The organism is Teredinibacter sp. KSP-S5-2, assembly GCF_032773895.1.
Classification (GTDB): domain Bacteria; phylum Pseudomonadota; class Gammaproteobacteria; order Pseudomonadales; family Cellvibrionaceae.
Window position 1 is genome coordinate 26,728 of sequence record NZ_CP120416.1, and the last position, 16,403, is coordinate 43,130.

Consider the following 16,403-nt stretch of genomic DNA (forward strand, 5'->3'; position numbering starts at 1 on the left):
TATTCTTTTATTCTCCTTCGCCAAATTTATCGTTAATTAAATCACACAGTGCGTCCATGGCTTCCTGTTCGTCATTTCCTTCGGTCACAAGTGTGACTTCACTGCCTTTGGTTGCAGCAAGGAGCATGAGAGAAATAATGCTTTTTACGTCTACCTGCTTATCGTTAAAAGAAATCATCACGCGGCTTTCATAGCGGTTGGCCAAGTTGGAAAGCTTGGTTGCAGCGCGGGCGTGCAGACCGAGTTTATTGATGATTTCAATTTTTCTTTCAAGCATGAATTCGTTCCTGAATTACTGTCCGGGGATCTGTTCTAGTTGACGATGGCGAACCTGAACATTTCCATAGTGTTGTTTCATCTGCTGGCTTAAGCGTTCACACAGGTATACGGAACGATGCATACCCCCCGTACAGCCAATCGCAATGGTTAAATAGCTGCGGTTGCTTTGTTCGAACTGAGGTGCCCACTTGTGAATAAAATGGTATAGATCCTCTTCCATTTCCTGTACTTCTTTTTGTCTGGCGAGGAAATTTATAACTTCTTCCTCCAGTCCCGATTTGGATCTGAGTTCTGGGCTCCAGTACGGATTTGGTAAACAGCGTACATCGAAGACAAAATCGGCATCGACTGGGACGCCATATTTAAAGCCAAAGGAGGTAAACATAATTGCCGTTCCCGAAGAAGATTCCCCGACAACCAAACGCTTAATGGTTCCACGTAGTTCATGGATACTCATACGCGTGGTGTCGATGGTAAAACTTGCAGAATTGGCAATAGGAGCAAGGATCTGCTTTTCTTTGGCAATGGCCTCATTGAGACCAATGTTATCGTCTGACAGAGGGTGTTTACGGCGGGTTTCGCTAAAACGTTTTAAGAGTACTTCCCTTGAAGTATCCAGATAAACAACGTCGCCACTAGTTCCCGGGTGTGTTAGGGAACGGATAATATCCGGTACCTTACTTAAATCACTATGGAAATTACGGGCATCAATGCCAACGGCAATTTTCTGTTCGCTTTGCTTATTAGCGGATTGAATATGCGCGATTAAGGCGGGTAATAGATCAGCGGGAAGATTATCTATGCAGGTGAAACCTTCGTCTTCTAGAAGGTGTAAGGCTGAGGTTTTGCCCGACCCTGATCTGCCACTGATAATAACTAAACGCATATTGCCACCTTGTTTTATTAATGGCTGGTTTGTTGAGTGATGAGCTGAAATAGCTGCTCGTCGCTGGATGCTTCGCGAAGGTGTTTTACCAGTTCCGCTTTTTGCATGGCTTCGGCGACGTTTGCCAGGGTTTCCAGGTGCTCTGCTTCAGCATTTTCCGGCACCAACATGGCGAACAGTAAATCGACAGGTCGACTGTCTGCGGAATCGAAATCGATGGGGTCGTCCAGTGTGATACAAGCTCCCAGTGTTTCGCCTCCGGTATTACAGCGGCAATGCGGAATGGCAATGCCTTCACCGATACCCGTTGAACCTAATTTTTCCCGTTCAACCAGATTGGTAAATAGTTCGTCGGCGTCTATCCCTTCGCAATACTGTGCAAAAAGGTACGAAAGCTGCTCAAGGAGCTTCTTTTTACTGGTGGAATTCCATTTGGCCCGTGTTCGATCCTGAGTGAGAATTGATTTTATTTGCATGACTTTCGGATACTTACTTTTAAACCATTCATAACCAAAAAAACCAAAAGCATGGGTACCGCTTTTGGTCATTTATAACCTAACTATTTTACCAGTATTTGATACTGGCTTCAGGGGTGCCAACCCTAACATTATTGGCGTTTACACTAAACGTTTACGCTCATTGGACGGGGGAATACCCAGTGATTCACGGTATTTCGCAATCGTCCTTCGTGCAACCTTGATACCTTGTTCTGCAAGGAGTGCTGTAATTTTAGAATCACTGAGCGGCTTTTTCGCGTTTTCTGCCGCAACCAGTTTTTTAATTATGGCTCGAATTGCTGTCGATGAGCACTCTCCGCCACTGTCTGTAGCAACATGGCTGGAGAAAAAGTATTTCAGTTCAAAAATCCCCTGTGGGGTATGCATATATTTCTGCGTGGTAACACGCGAAATGGTGGATTCATGCATTTCCACTTCTTCTGCCACATCATGTAAGACCATCGGTCGCATGGCTTCCGGTCCATGATCGAGAAACCCCTGTTGTTTTTCAACAATGCATGTCGCGACCTTTAATAAGGTTTCATTGCGGCTTTGCAGGCTTTTCAAAAACCAGCGGGCTTCCTGTAGGTTATCCCGAAGAAAGGTGTTGTCACTGCTGGAGTCGGCGCGCTTAACCAGAGAAGCATAGTCCTGATTAATGCGTATTTTAGGGGCTATCTCCGGATTGAGTTGTACCTGCCAGCGGTTGTTTTCCTTTTGTACGAAAACATCTGGTACTACGTATTCTGCGGTCTCAGTACTGATGGCATCGCCGGGTCTGGGATTAAGGCTCTGAATCAGGGCAATGGCTTTTTGCAGCTGCGGCTCTTTTACTTTGAGCCTGCGCATGAGTTGTTTGAAGTCTCTGCTACCTAGCAACTCCAAATACTGGTTTACGATACTTTTCGCGGTGGCCAGCTCTTCTGTTTCCGGTGCTAAATGGGAAAGCTGAATCATCAGGCATTCACGAATGTCCTGGCTGGCTACCCCAACCGGATCGAACTGTTGGACGCGATGCAGGACGGCAATGACTTCGTCCATTTCCAACTCTTCGTGATGCTTTACTATGCCCTCGAATATTTCGTCCGCGGTTTGGCTGAGCATTCCCGAGGGTTCGACGGCATCAATAATAACTTCGGCGATCTCCCGATCCAGATCGGACATGGGAGTCAAGTTAAGTTGCCAGTGGAGGTGATCCTGCAGGGTTTCTGTCACCGCCCGCCGTGATTCAAAGTCGAAATCCTCGTTGTCTGGTTTTGAAAGACCCGAACCGGAAGGTGCAGATTGATAAACATCATCCCAGCTGGTGTCGACGGCAAGATCATTTGGAATGTCCTCGCTCCATTCGCTGTCGGTTGCTGAGGAATCGTCGTAGTTGTCCCGTTCTGAGGTTTCTTGCTCGTTGGACTTGCTTTCTGATTGATCTTTACTGGTGTCTTGAGAGGCTTCTCCACTGTCTTCCTGGGTTTCCAGCATCGGGTTGCTGTCTAACGCTTCCTGAATTTCAGCCTGGAGATCGAGTGTGGAAAGCTGGAGAAGACGAATGGCCTGCTGTAGCTGAGGAGTCATCGTCAGCTGCTGACCCATTTTTAACTGCAGGGTTTGCTTCATAGTCTGCTAAATCTTTGAGATTACTCGAATTTTTTACCAGTAGATTTCAAAAGTTTAGTCGCGACTAGAGCGACAAGCAATGGCTTTTTTGCTTTTTCGAAGCAAAGTTTGTGCCGCGCCAAGAGCTAAGAGGGTAGGTGGATGAGTTTTTGTTGCAAGTTAAAGCGTAAAGTGCTGACCAAGGTATACTTCGCGAACTTTTTTGTTGTTCAGTACTTCGCCCGCATCGCCTTCAGCAATGATATGCCCTTCCGATACAATATAGGCCTTTTCGCAGATATCGAGAGTTTCCCGAACGTTGTGATCAGTGATTAATACCCCGATTCCCCGGTCTCGCAGCTGTTTTATGATGTCCTTAATGTCGCTCACAGAAATAGGGTCGACACCGGCAAAGGGTTCGTCCAGCAAGATAAACTGGGGTTCAGCTGCCAAAGCGCGAGCGATCTCAACGCGTCGTCGTTCACCCCCGGATAACGCCATGCCCAAGCTGTCTTTGATATGGGTAATATGAAATTCTTCGAGCAGGTTCTGCAGGGCTTGGTTTCTGTCTCCCCGCCGTAAATCGTCACGAGTTTCCAATATCGCCATGATATTGTCGGAAACTGTCATTTTTCGGAACACCGATGCTTCCTGCGGAAGATAGCCCAGTCCTGCTTTGGCTCGACCGTGCATTGGCAAATGGGTGACGTCTTTGCCGTCAATAAATACATTACCTCGCTCGGGTTTGACGATGCCGGCAATCATATAAAAGCACGTTGTTTTACCCGCCCCGTTGGGGCCTAGCAAACCAACAACCTGACCGTCATTCACGCTCATGGAAACATCAATAACGACTTGGCGACCTTTGTAGCTTTTGGCGAGGTGTTTGGCGTGCAGCTGGGGCATGAAAACGTTTTTCCTGGATGAATGCTAGTTTTTCAAGGATTTGGCCGGAATGACCATACGTACTCTGCCATCGTCTCCGTCGGTATTGGTGCCGCCAGCTCTAACAACAGATTTTTTCACATCATATTCAATTTTATCGCCACTCAGGCTGGTGCCTTCCTGTTTGAGCAGAGCCTTGCCCAATAAGAATAGCGTGGCGTTATTCACTTGGTATTCGAGCGTTTGTGCGGTGGCTTTTACTTCCGCTTCATCGGCTGCTGGCTTTTGTTTATAGGTTGCGGGTTTCCCCGTTGCGACAACTTTGGATACTTTATTGCGTTCACTATAAATCACCACTTTGTCTGCCGTGATTTCCATGCTGCCCTGTTCCATGATCACCCGACCTGAATAGGTTGTGGTGCCTTTTATTTCATCTCTTTCGGCCTGGTCAGATTGAATAGTAATCGGTTGTTCTTTATCGCTTGGCAAAGCAAAAACAGGATGCCCAAGCGCAAGACAGACAATAAAAACTGTCAGGCGAGAGATAAGTTGTCTCGGGCTAAATAGGGTCATGAACGCCTCGTACATTGGACAGAAGCTTAATTCGTTTTTCATTGAGGTTGGCAATCATGCCGATTGCTGTGATTTCTCCACTTGGGGTCGTGATCTTAACAGGCTTATCGGTTTCTACCAGTTTTTCTCGTGGAAAAATAGTGAGTTCCTCTGTTTGCAGCGAAGAGGTATTTCCTTTTTTATCGGTTTGCCAGATTTTTACGTCTTGCCACAGGTTCAGTAATTCGCCCTTTTCGCTGAGCTTGCCATTGATGGATTCGATGAACCAGGGTGCAACATCCATAAACAGCTGTACGGAAGGTTTATCTATCAGCGTGTAATCCCTGGCAGGCAGATAGCCGCCTTCTTCTGTTGTCTGCTCAGGAACCTGGTAGTACTCCAATTTTTCTGCATTGAATACATAATCCAGTGCACCTTCTTCGTTAAAGTGCTGTGAAGATGTCTGATGGGCAACTGCAATGGGTGTTTTGTCTTCTTCTTCGGTTTCTGCCTGAGGGGTTGGGTTTAGAAAGCGGTCTGGCGAATCGATAACAAACGCCAAGCCCATAATGACAAGCAGTACGCCGATCAGGTAGAACGTATTAATGTTGATGAGTTTTTTGAGCTTGGCAAACATAGGGAGTATTTTGCTCAGGATATGTATTGAGCAAGCGCCGTATCAAATGACCCTTGGGCTTGCATGATAAAATCACAGGCTTCTCGAACCGCACCTTCACCGCCCGCTCTGGTGCTTTGCCAGTGTGACCTTTCCACCATAACCGGCAGGGCATTGGCCACAGTCAGTGCGAGGCCAACTTTGGTCATCACTGTTAAGTCCGGGTAGTCGTCCCCCATAAAGGCTATTTCGTCCAGCTCACAGGGAAAGCTCTTGAGTAGTTCGCATAGTGCAGAGTACTTATCTTCCCTTCCTTGAATCAAGAATTGTATTCCCAAATCCTGAGCGCGTTTTTCAACGATATGGCTACTTCTGCCGGTAATAATGCCCACTTCTACCCCGGAACGACGCAGCATTTTGATTCCGTGACCGTCCAGAGTGTTAAAGGCCTTGTGCTCAACACCTTGGTCATTGAAATAAATTTTGCCATCGCTCAATACGCCATCGACATCGAGCAGAAGCAGTTTTATTTTTTTTGCTTTTTGAATAACAGTTTCTGAGGTCATATCAAATGTTAAATAATTCCTGCTCGAAGTAAGTCGTGCATATGCAATATGCCTGCAATAGTGCCGCTTTTTTCCAGCACCACTAACGCGGTGATTTTTCGGGATTCCATAAGGTTTAACGCTTCAACAGCTAGCGTGTTGGGTTTTACCGTCAACGGGTTTTTGGACATAACAGAAGAAATTGGTTCCCGATTCACATCAATTTGTTTGTCCAGGCAGCGTCGTAAATCCCCATCGGTAAAAATACCGAGCAATTCATTTGTGTCATCAGTGACGGTTGTCATACCGAAACCTTTTTGACTCATTTCTGCAAGTGCTTCGGTAATAACTGCATCCTGAGCGACATAGGGAATTTTGTCGCTTGAATGCATGAGGTCGGAGACCCTTAACAACAATTTTTTGCCAAGGGCACCACCTGGGTGTGAGAAAGCAAAGTCCTCGGCAGTAAAGCCGCGGGCTTCGAGCAGGGCTACTGCCAGGGCGTCGCCCATTACCAGTGTTGCGGTTGTGCTGGAAGTCGGGGCCAAGTCCAGAGGACAGGCTTCGGTATTTACGCTGATATCCAGATTAATATCTGCCGCTTCTGCCAGGGCTGAGCTTTCTTTTCCCGTCATACTGATTAGTGGTACACCAAGACGTTTGAGCATGGGTAGCAAGCTCACGATTTCGGCTGAAGTACCAGAATTAGATATAGCAATCACCAGATCTTCGCTGGTGATCATCCCTAGATCGCCATGATTGGCTTCGCCCGGGTGTACAAAAAAAGAGGGGGTACCTGTGCTGGCCAGTGTGGCAGCCATTTTTTTTGCTATATGGCCGGATTTTCCCATCCCTGTTACAACAACGCGTCCACAGCAGGTCAAAATTGTCTGGCAGGCTTTACTAAAGTTTTCACCAATGCGTTCTTCCAAGGCTGCAATCGCATCTTTTTCCATCGAAATAGTGCGCTTTGCGGATCGAACAAAGTCAAAGGTGAGGTCGTATCGGCTATCTAGGGTCATTTTTATACGGAAAACGAAAATAAATAGAAGTAATAACCTAGGTAGCTTAGCAGCATAAATGCACCAGCAAAACGACCTATTCTTGCTTTGCTGTCTATCGTGTTTGATCCAAATGAATTTCGCAGAGAAAAAATGATCAGAGCGATAAGCGCAACCGTAATCGCCAGCATGATTAAATAATCTCGATAAAAAACCTCTTCGCCAATACTGGGTGGCGATATCAGACCGGGTATGCCCATAACCGCGAGTAAGTTAAAAATATTTGAACCGACGATATTGCCTAGTGCAATGTCGTGGTGGCCTTTTATCGCGCTCACTACCGATGCGGCGAGTTCTGGCAGGCTGGTGCCTATCGCAATAACCGTAAGGCCAATTATCAGCGGGCTGACGGAGTAGTGTTCTGCGACGTTTCGCGCACCCCAAACCAGCATGTCGGAACTGTACATCAGGGCGACTAGGCCTAACAGGAACCAAAAAATCGCTTTAGGTGTGCTGGTTTTTTGTACTTGAGCTTCCTCTTCTGCGATCTCTTCTTCTGACAGGTCTTTTTGCTTGCACTTTACAATGTAAAAAATACTGGGAATAAGTAGCCCTAGTAATATACAGCCGTCGACCAGACTGATGGTGCCATCATATAAAATGAGGCCGGCGATTAGCGTCACTATCAATAAAACCGGAGCTTCGTGTAGCAAAACATGTTTTTGTACCGGGATGGGGACAATCAGGCAGGTAACTGCCAATACCAGTCCAATGTTGGCGATATTGGAACCCAGAGCATTACCAATGGCCAGGTCTCCGGCATTTTTTAGGGAGGCGTTAATGGATACCATAACTTCCGGTGCGGAGGTACCAAAGGAAACAATAGTCAGCCCGATCACCAGAGGGGCCACGCCAAACGAACTGGCTATAGCTGCTGCACCTGCAACGAAGCGGTCCGCACTCCAAATGAGAGCAACAAACCCAAATAATATTGCCAAAGCAGCCAATACAATCGGGGGGATGGCTTCTAGCATGTCGGACTCCGTAAATGGTTCGCATTGAACTTGTTGTGAGGGGCGCAATCTTAATGGTGTCTTTGTCTCTTGTCAGCTAAATGCGTGATGTCTATTAGCTGCGGCAAATTAATTAAGCTCAAGTTCAGCTATTTCCTGGCATAATGCCCGCAAATACCAAATCAAGATAAATTTAAGGAGTTATCCGTGACTGCAAACAGTGATTGTCTCAGAGGCGTAAAAGCGTTCTTATTTTCTTTTCTGCTTATTGCCGGTTTTGCTCAAGCTCAGCAAGAAGAAAGTCAGGCCAAGTCTTTATCGGATATGACGGCCCATGAGGTAGTGGACTCGGTTGCTGCAAACTTGTTGGACGTTGTAAAAAACGGTAAACAGGCGATTGAAGATAACCCCCAAGCCTATTACTCCGAAGTGAAGCGTGTGCTTCAACCTGCGGTGAACTTCGGTTATATCGCGAGAAATGTGATGGGGCCGCGTTACTGGAAGCAGGCGACACCAGAGCAGCGAGCCAAGTTCCAGCTTTCATTTGAAAATGGTTTGATCCAGACCTATGGCAAGGCGATGGCTAACTTCACCATCAGTAAATATGAGATTGAGCCTTGGGATGGCAAAACTTTCGGTAAAAACGGGGATAAGGTTTCTGTTATTCAGAAAGTTACCAGCGGAGATGGCACAAACAAGATTGCTTACACCATGAAAAAGAACAAAGATGGAGTATGGCAATTGATTAATCTTGGCTTTGAAGGTGCGAATCTGGGTAAAAACTTCCACGCCCAATTTGCGCAAGCGGTAAAAGACAATAACGGTGATGTGGGTGCTGCAATTGACTCATGGTATAAGGAAAGCTAAGCCGACCTTGGCATGTCGCCTATAAATTAGTCGCAGTTAGAGCCTATTTTTATTAAACTAGCGCCCCTTTCTCTAGGGGCGTTTTTATTTGTGTCCCCCTGTCACGTTTGGGAAGAATCTATGCAATCAGAACAAATCAAAGCCGCAATAGAGGCGGGAATAGCAGAAAGCACTGCAGAAGTGGGCCTGGAAGGCGATCACGCGCACATTTCCGTTGTCAGTCCGGCGTTTGCAGGTTTGATGCCGGTTAAAAGGCAGCAGCTTGTTTATGGCATACTAAACGAAGCGATTGCTTCAGGGGCCATCCACGCGGTACATCTAAAAACCTATACACCAGAAGAGTGGCAAAATACCGCTCCATAACAGAATCAGATCTTTCTATGGATAAGCTTATTATCACCGGAGGATCTTGCTTGTCGGGCGAGATCAAAATCTCCGGTTCAAAAAATTCGGGTTTACCTATTCTTGCCGCGACTTTGTTGGCCGATGGTCCAATGCATGTGTGCAATTTGCCACATTTGAATGATATTACGACCATGCTGGCCTTGCTCCGCTGTATGGGGGTCGGTGTCACTATTGATGAAAAAATGTGCGTTGAAGTCGATCCCAGTTCGATAACGGAATACGAAGCGCCCTACGAGTTGGTGAAAACCATGCGGGCATCCATATTGGTTCTAGGGCCAATGTTGGCTCGATATGGTAAAGCGGATGTTTCCTTTCCTGGTGGGTGTGCAATCGGTAGCCGACCTGTGGATATTCACTTACGTGGTTTGGAAGCCATGGGAGCGGATATTGAAGTGGACGGAGGCTATATTCGCGCCCGAGCTCCTAAAGGGCTTAAGGGTGCCCACTTCCTAATGGATAAGGTAACTGTTGGGGGAACCGAAAATCTGGTGATGGCTGCGGCATTGGCCGAAGGCAAAACCATCTTGGAAAATGCTGCGCGTGAACCGGAAGTTGTCGACTTGTGTGAGTGTCTGGTAGCGATGGGCGCACAAATAGAAGGTATTGGTACGGATAAGCTGGAGATTCAAGGGGTGAAATCCCTAAAAGGCTGTACCTACGATGTCATGCCAGACCGAATTGAAATCGGTACATATCTTGTTGCTGCTGCAACGACTCGGGGTTCGGTAAAATTGCGCGGTGCGCGGGCGGACATTCTCGAATCTGTGCTCTTGAAGCTGGAAGAAGCGGGTGCACATCTGTCAGTCGGTGATGATTTTATTTCTCTTGATATGAAAGGAAATCGACCGAAAGCGGTGGATTTAAGAACTGCGCCCTATCCGGCTTTTCCGACTGATATGCAAGCGCAATTCACTGCTATGAATGCCGTGGCTGAAGGTTCCGGGCGAGTGGTGGAAACGGTTTTTGAAAACCGGCTTATCCAGGTTCATGAACTGAACCGTATGGGGGCCAATATCGCTTTAGAAGGTAATACGGCGATAGTTACCGGTGTCGAACAGCTTAAAGGCGCACCCGTTATGGCAACTGATCTGCGTGCCTCCGCCAGCTTGGTGATTGCGGGTATGGTAGCAACGGGGGAAACCGTGGTAGATCGAATCTACCATATTGATCGTGGTTATGAATGTATTGAAGAAAAACTGCAGATGTTAGGTGCAGATATTCGAAGAGTTCCAGGTTAAGGGTAAGTCATGTCACAACTGACCATCGCGTTAAACAAAGGAAGAATACTAAAGGAAACCTTGCCTTTGTTTGCGGCAGCGGGGATTGAACCGCTGGAAGATATTGAAAAAAGCCGTAAATTAACGTTTGAAACGACATCTCCTGATGTTCGCTTTTTAATTTTACGCGGCTCGGATGTGCCGACCTATGTTGAGTTCGGTGCAGCGGATGTAGGGGTTTCTGGTAAAGACACTCTGCTTGAACATGGTAGCCAGGGCTATTATGAGCCTTTGGATCTGGGTATTGCCAAGTGTCGATTAATGACTGCCGGTGTGGTAGGCCAAACGACTAAGCCTGGTCGAATCCGCGTGGCAACCAAATACGTTAATCTCGCTAAGCGCTACTATGCGGAGCAAGGTCGTCAAGTCGATATCATTAAACTCTACGGTGCGATGGAGTTGGCCCCGATAATGAACCTTGCCGATGAGATCGTGGATATTGTCGATACGGGTAATACATTGCGGGCTAACGGGTTGGAGCCGCGAGAATATATTGCCGATATCAGCTCGCGTTTGATTGTGAATAAGGCGTCGATGAAAATGAAGCACAAGCAGATTGAAGCTTTGATTGACGCTGTTGGTTCTGCGGTGCTTGAACAAGCCGCAGCATAAATTTAATTTTATTCGGAGACATTCCTGTGATTCGTTACCTCAATTCTGCCAACGCTGATTTCCAACAGTCGATGGATCAGTTATTACATTGGCATGAGGAAGACGACCCTGCAGTATTGTCGACAGTAAAAGAAGTGTTAGCTGATGTTAAACAGCGAGGCGATGAAGCCTTGTTGGAGTACACCAGTAAGTTCGACCGGTTCTCTGTTGGATCTGTTCAGGAACTGATTATCGAAAGTGACGCAATTCAGCAGGCTTTGGAGCGTATCGATCCCAAGCAGCGCCAGGCTCTGGAAGATGCTGCTCAGCGTATTGCCATATACCACAAGCATCAGGTGCAGGACTCCTGGCGTTACACGGAGGAAGACGGCACGGTACTGGGGCAGAAAGTCACGCCATTAGACCGTGTTGGGTTATACGTTCCAGGCGGTAAAGCCGCCTATCCATCATCTGTGTTAATGGCGGCAATTCCCGCTAAAGTTGCAGGTGTGAAAGAGGTGGTGGTGGTTTCGCCAACACCGGACCACCAAGTGAATGATATGGTTTTGGCTGCGGCAGCTGTTGCAGGGGTAGATCGAGTTTTCTGTATTGGTGGCGCGCAAGCGGTGGCCGCTTTGGCATATGGAACGGAAACAGTGCCCAAGGTGGATAAGATTGTTGGCCCAGGGAATATCTACGTGGCGACAGCCAAGCGCGAAGTGTTTGGCGTGGTGGACATTGATATGATCGCAGGGCCGTCTGAAATCTTGATTGTGTGTGACGGTAAAACCAACCCCGATTGGGTTGCGATGGATTTATTTTCCCAGGCTGAGCACGATGAGCTAGCTCAGTCGATTCTTATTTCCCCTGATTCGGAGTTCCTTAAGCGTGTTGAGCAAAGCATCGATAAGCTTTTACCAACTATGCAGCGCAAAGATATTATCAAAACCTCGTTGAGTGGTCGTGGTGCCTTAATTCAAGTGAACAATATGGATGAGGCGATGGTTTTGGTTAATCGCATCGCGCCGGAGCATTTGGAGCTTTCTGTTGAAGATCCTGAAAGCTTGTTACCGAGCATTCGCCATGCTGGTGCAATTTTTATGGGGCGCTACACTTCCGAGTCGCTTGGTGATTACTGTGCTGGACCAAACCACGTACTGCCGACCTCCGGGACCGCACGTTTTTCCTCGCCTTTGGGTGTGTATGATTACGTCAAACGCTCTTCGATTATCTATTGCACGGAATCGTCCGCTTCTCGCTTGGGGCAGATTGCTTCAGAGCTTGCTCATGGAGAGTCTCTAGAGGCGCATGCGAAATCTGCGGAATATCGCATCAAAGCTGAGTAGATTGCTAATGGGCCTTTCTGGGCCAGTATTCTGCGTGCATGTTGTTTCCAGGATTAAATCCTTTCAAATTCATAATTAGCAACCCGCATAGTAACGGGTTGCTAGTGCCCAGTTAGGCATTCACTGCACTTAACACTTCCTGGTGCTGCTCGGCAGGCAGTCTTGGGCCATACTGCACTACCACTTTTTCTGCTGCACGACTGGCCAACTCCCCGGCATACTCGAAGCTTTTACCCTGAGTTAAGGCATACAAAAAGGCTCCGGCAAACATATCGCCCGCGCCGTTAGTGTCTACTGGTTTGATGGGTTCAGGTTCAACATGAATCTCTTTCTCTCCATCGAATAACAGAACACCTTTGGCCCCGCGTGTAACCGCAAAGGTTTTGGCAATTTTTTTCAGTTCAGTGACCGCATCATCCAAATTATCGGCTTGAGTGTATGCAAGCGCTTCGGCCTGGTTACAAAACAATAGGTCGATACCTGAACCAATAATTTCTTTCAGCCCTTCCCGGAAAAACTGAACAATTGCAGGGTCGGATAAGCTGAGTGCTGTTTTTACGCCATGTTTATCGCTCAGTTCCTTCAGGCGAATTGCCGCTGGACGACCTGTTTCTGAAGTAACTAAATAGCCCTCTATGTATGCGTATTTCGATAGCTTCAAAGCATCTTCATCAATGTCCTCGATGGAAATGGTTTCACTGATACCCAGGAAGGTGTTCATGGTGCGCTCCGCATCGGGGGTGATCATCACCAGGCATTTCCCAGTAATACCGTTTTTTACGCCGTTGTGAACATGGTAGTTGACATCGGCTGAGCGCAAGTCTTGTAGATAAAAATCGCCATTTTCGTCGTTTGCGACTTTGCAGCTGTAAAATGTTTTTGAGCCGAAGTAGCTGGCAGCAATAATACTATTTGCTGCTGAGCCGCCGCTGGCACGGTTGGAGGCAACAAGATGTCCGCTAAGTGCGCTGATAAGTTCGTTTTGACGATTTTCGTCCACTAGCGTCATAACGCCTTTTTCTATTGCGAGATTTTGCAAATCAGAATCGGTGACCTCTATTTCGGTGTCCACCAAGGCTGCGCCTATACCGTAAATGTCATATTGACTCATTTTTCCCCCTGAGTGATGTAATGACCATGTTTATAAAAAGGCCGCTATTGTAGCCTGATTTCTGTCTCCACGTGGCTAAAGTGGCATCTTGGGCATTAACTTTGCGTGTAAAATTAAACAACATTAGGCAGAATAGTGGTTTTACTCTTGTGGGTTTGTCTAGTGGGGGGAAGTGGCTATATTTATTAGATAGCGCTGAAGTCCTCGATAAGCGCGAGTATTTCATTGATTTCGCTTGTCGAATTACTTTACAGATTCTATTGGCCACAGGAAAAATGATTTTGTACAACATACAAAGACAATTAGGGAACAATAATTTTTCAAAGGGGCAATATGTCTAAACTAATTCGGGACCCTGACCAACGAGAAGCGAGCAACGAAGAGCAGGCACCATTGCTTTTGCCCTTGTCTAATTCTGCGGTGGTTTCTCACCTCAAAGCATGCCAGCATCTGGCGGCGGAGCATTCCAAGGAGGCGTTTAAAAAATATCTCCATACCTTGGATGATGCCTTAACCGTAGAGATAAGTAATGCCAAGTCTAATCAGGAGTCGTCCGAGTTGGCGGAGATTCAGCGGGAGCTTAGGCAAAATGCAACAGAATTGGAGCGATATTTCTGCGGGTACCTTTCCGAGGGGTTTGTAAAGTTTAAGAAGAAACAGCTTAATACCTCATATGGCGGTGACTCATCGGATTCCGATTCTTTGTCTCTGGTTGATAATGAAGAACTGGAAGAAACCATCTCCATTTCTTCGATTAGTCAGCGAGCCGATAGCTATTATGCTGAACCTTTGTGGGCACTGAATCAGAGGTTTGCGGTTCTGAATGAAGGTGAGCATGTCACCGAATCGAATAATCCTGCTTCGCCAATTCAGTATTGTGATTCCTTGCGTCGGGCATTGAAATTATTGCCCCTCAATAGCAAAACCAAGTCATTGGCATACAAAGTTTACGATGATCAGGTTCTTGCACTAACCAAATTGATTACTGAAGACATTAATGCCTACCTTAAGCAGCATGGGATTCTTCCACATCTGAAGTATTCACTGCCAACAGGCGCTGCACCAAAATCGCAGTTGGCGGATTCCGATAGCGATGCTGTCGGTATGGCATTGGATGCGATTGCCGCACAGAATAAAACGCATCTTCCAGATCCAACATTGTCCCCGGAGGAGTACCAGCACAGTTTGTTGCAGGCAATTCGAGGTTTGCAAACCCAGGTTCATCCCGGCCAGCCATTGGCTCCAGGCGAAGTTATTGTCCCAGCTGCTGATTTGGTGTCTGCATTGCAGGCTGTTCAAGGTACAGCTCAACAAGCAGTGAGTCATTTTGCCGAGGGAGAAGAATTAGTTCCTGTTGATATCTCCCATGTCATCGACCAGATTCGTGAACAGTTAAAAGAAGAAGAGAAGGATGGTCAGGTCGATAAAAATGATATGCACACCATCGACTTGGTTGGAATGGTTTTCGAGTACATGCTCAATGATGAAAACCTACCGGACAGTATTAAAACTTTACTGAGTTATTTGCATACTCCATTCCTGAAAATTGCTTTTATCGATCCGGGCTTTTTTGAAAAAACCGATCATCCTGCACGCTTGTTGCTGAATAACCTGGCGGAAGCTGGCAGCCGTTGGGTGAATAATAAGGGTGATGCCCAGTTTGATATCTATAACAAAATTAAACTTGTTGTTGACCGTATTCTGAAAGAGTTTGATAACGACCTTAAGGTCATTACTGGCTTGTTATTGGAATTCAGCAGTTACACCAAAAACATTATGCGTCGCCAGGAGCTTATGGAAAAACGAGCGACGGAGAAAGCTCAGGGCGAAGAGAAACTGCGTGAAGTGAAGTTGCGAGTGAATAACGAAATTCGCAAACGAACCGATAAAGTTGAGCTGCCTTCGGCGGTGTTGTTATTTTTGCTACAACCGTGGTCGGATTATTTGTCTTTTGCTTTATTACGGTTTGGCGAAAAATCGACGAAATGGCATAAGGCGTTGGCCTTGGTGGATGATGTGCTTTGGAGTATTGAGCCAAAAAGCACCGCGCAGGATAAAAATCGTCAGCTTGAAATGCACGATGAATTAATCTCGGCGATTGAGAGTGGGTTTGAAACCATTGGTTTTGACCAGGTAAAAGGAAAAAAATTAGCCGACGCGATTTCCTCCCTGATTAAACTGGCTATTCAGAGTAAAAAAGCTGAACCTGCTCCTATGCCGATGCGTGACAAGCTGGAAAAAATTGCGGCGGAGAAAGCGGGTACGCGTGTTGAGGACGAAAGACAGGCAACGCCAGAAGAAGCGCAGATGGTGGAAAGCCTGAAGATGATTGAATTTGGTACCTGGCTGGAATTCAGGGATGGTCGTCGCTTAAAAGTTGCATGGTACAACGCAAGAACTTCTCACTATATGCTGGTAGATCAAATGGGTAAGCGCCAGGATATGATTTCAGGCTTGGCGTTAGCGCGAAAAATGATTGGTGGTGAAACCAAAATTGTTTCGGGTAGTTCTAAACCGTTCTTCGAGCGGGCCTTGGAAAATATCTTCCATAAATTAAATGAAAAAGCCGGCACATCAGTAGAAGGGGCCACGGATGAGTGACAATCGTAGACGACTTACCAGAGTACCAGTCAGTCAATCGGTTAACGTAAGTGATGTGTTAAAAGGAACGTCCATCGGTAAATTGGTTAATTTACATGAAGAGGGGTTTCTTCTGTTGGGGGCAAGAGATGTTAATGTCAATTGTGTTTACCAACTGAAATTTCAGTTGTCGTCCCCAATTAATGATGTCTCTGCTATCTCTATCGGTGCGGAGTGCTTGTGGAAAAGTGAGACTGACGGAGAAGATCAGCACTGGGCGGGTTTTCAAATAATTGACTTGTCACAAAGTGACAAGCCAATTTTGGTTTTGCTTAAAAATGAGATCAGCCAGGAAGATTAGC

At 46.7% G+C, this 16,403-nt stretch carries 18 protein-coding genes; 7 read left to right on the forward strand and 11 right to left on the reverse strand.

Features of this window, described 5'->3' with window-relative positions:
* Positions 1 to 7 precede the first annotated feature (7 nt).
* The 10 genes from P5V12_RS00115 to P5V12_RS00160 all read right to left on the reverse strand — a co-directional run bounded on the left by P5V12_RS00115 (position 8) and on the right by P5V12_RS00160 (position 7,885).
* Positions 8 to 277 (reverse strand): HPr family phosphocarrier protein, encoded by a 270-nt coding sequence (locus P5V12_RS00115; RefSeq protein WP_316955205.1) that lies wholly within the window; start codon positions 275 to 277, stop codon positions 8 to 10.
* 15 nt (positions 278 to 292) lie between these two features.
* Positions 293 to 1,165 (reverse strand): RNase adapter RapZ, encoded by an 873-nt coding sequence (gene rapZ, locus P5V12_RS00120; RefSeq protein ID WP_316955206.1) that lies wholly within the window; start codon positions 1,163 to 1,165, stop codon positions 293 to 295.
* A gap of 17 nt (positions 1,166 to 1,182) precedes the next feature.
* Positions 1,183 to 1,713 (reverse strand): PTS IIA-like nitrogen regulatory protein PtsN, encoded by a 531-nt coding sequence (gene ptsN / locus P5V12_RS00125; RefSeq protein WP_316955207.1) that lies wholly within the window; start codon positions 1,711 to 1,713, stop codon positions 1,183 to 1,185.
* A 69-nt stretch (positions 1,714 to 1,782) separates the two neighbouring features.
* Complete coding sequence (locus P5V12_RS00130; RefSeq protein ID WP_316955208.1) at positions 1,783 to 3,273, reverse strand: RNA polymerase factor sigma-54; 1,491 nt, start codon at positions 3,271 to 3,273, stop codon at positions 1,783 to 1,785.
* A gap of 159 nt (positions 3,274 to 3,432) precedes the next feature.
* The gene (lptB, locus tag P5V12_RS00135; RefSeq protein ID WP_316955209.1) at positions 3,433 to 4,158 is read right to left on the reverse strand and encodes an LPS export ABC transporter ATP-binding protein; all 726 of its coding nucleotides are present in this window, start codon (positions 4,156 to 4,158) and stop codon (positions 3,433 to 3,435) included.
* 24 nt (positions 4,159 to 4,182) lie between these two features.
* Entirely contained in the window at positions 4,183 to 4,710 is a 528-nt protein-coding gene (gene lptA, locus P5V12_RS00140; protein ID WP_316955210.1) for a lipopolysaccharide transport periplasmic protein LptA, read from the reverse strand.
* Positions 4,697 to 5,326 (reverse strand): LPS export ABC transporter periplasmic protein LptC, encoded by a 630-nt coding sequence (gene lptC / locus P5V12_RS00145; protein WP_316955211.1) that lies wholly within the window; start codon positions 5,324 to 5,326, stop codon positions 4,697 to 4,699. The genes lptA and lptC overlap by 14 nt, the downstream gene beginning before the upstream one ends.
* Positions 5,327 to 5,340: 14 nt before the next feature.
* Positions 5,341 to 5,871 (reverse strand): HAD-IIIA family hydrolase, encoded by a 531-nt coding sequence (locus tag P5V12_RS00150; RefSeq protein WP_316955212.1) that lies wholly within the window; start codon positions 5,869 to 5,871, stop codon positions 5,341 to 5,343.
* Between the two features lie 8 nt (positions 5,872 to 5,879).
* Entirely contained in the window at positions 5,880 to 6,872 is a 993-nt protein-coding gene (locus P5V12_RS00155) for a KpsF/GutQ family sugar-phosphate isomerase (RefSeq protein WP_316955213.1), read from the reverse strand.
* 2 nt (positions 6,873 to 6,874) lie between these two features.
* Positions 6,875 to 7,885 (reverse strand): calcium/sodium antiporter, encoded by a 1,011-nt coding sequence (locus tag P5V12_RS00160; protein ID WP_316955214.1) that lies wholly within the window; start codon positions 7,883 to 7,885, stop codon positions 6,875 to 6,877.
* A gap of 186 nt (positions 7,886 to 8,071) precedes the next feature.
* Between P5V12_RS00160 and P5V12_RS00165 the strand changes: the two genes are divergently transcribed.
* From P5V12_RS00165 to hisD, 5 genes are all read left to right on the forward strand, one after another.
* A complete protein-coding gene (locus P5V12_RS00165; protein ID WP_316955215.1) occupies positions 8,072 to 8,731 on the forward strand; it encodes an ABC transporter substrate-binding protein in 660 nt (219 codons plus the stop codon).
* Positions 8,732 to 8,851: 120 nt separating this feature from the next.
* Positions 8,852 to 9,094, forward strand: coding sequence for a BolA family protein (locus P5V12_RS00170; protein WP_316955216.1), 243 nt, complete (start codon positions 8,852 to 8,854; stop codon positions 9,092 to 9,094).
* 17 nt (positions 9,095 to 9,111) lie between these two features.
* Entirely contained in the window at positions 9,112 to 10,374 is a 1,263-nt protein-coding gene (gene murA / locus P5V12_RS00175) for a UDP-N-acetylglucosamine 1-carboxyvinyltransferase (RefSeq protein WP_316955217.1), read from the forward strand.
* A 9-nt stretch (positions 10,375 to 10,383) separates the two neighbouring features.
* Positions 10,384 to 11,025 carry an ATP phosphoribosyltransferase gene (hisG, locus tag P5V12_RS00180; protein ID WP_316955218.1) on the forward strand — a complete coding sequence of 214 codons (642 nt, stop codon included), beginning with the start codon at positions 10,384 to 10,386 and terminating at the stop codon, positions 11,023 to 11,025.
* A 71-nt stretch (positions 11,026 to 11,096) separates the two neighbouring features.
* Positions 11,097 to 12,350, forward strand: coding sequence for a histidinol dehydrogenase (hisD, locus tag P5V12_RS00185; RefSeq protein WP_316957474.1), 1,254 nt, complete (start codon positions 11,097 to 11,099; stop codon positions 12,348 to 12,350).
* 112 nt (positions 12,351 to 12,462) lie between these two features.
* Here the strand turns inward: hisD and P5V12_RS00190 are convergent, their stop codons facing one another.
* Entirely contained in the window at positions 12,463 to 13,461 is a 999-nt protein-coding gene (locus P5V12_RS00190; protein ID WP_316955219.1) for an adenosine kinase, read from the reverse strand.
* Between the two features lie 333 nt (positions 13,462 to 13,794).
* Here P5V12_RS00190 and P5V12_RS00195 point away from each other — a divergent pair, with 333 nt between their 5' ends.
* Together P5V12_RS00195 and P5V12_RS00200 are read left to right on the forward strand one after the other, a co-directional pair.
* Positions 13,795 to 16,062, forward strand: coding sequence for a DUF1631 family protein (locus tag P5V12_RS00195; RefSeq protein WP_316955220.1), 2,268 nt, complete (start codon positions 13,795 to 13,797; stop codon positions 16,060 to 16,062).
* Positions 16,055 to 16,402, forward strand: coding sequence for a hypothetical protein (locus tag P5V12_RS00200; protein ID WP_316955221.1), 348 nt, complete (start codon positions 16,055 to 16,057; stop codon positions 16,400 to 16,402). Before P5V12_RS00195 ends, P5V12_RS00200 begins: the two co-directional genes overlap by 8 nt.
* Position 16,403: the final 1 nt, after the last annotated feature.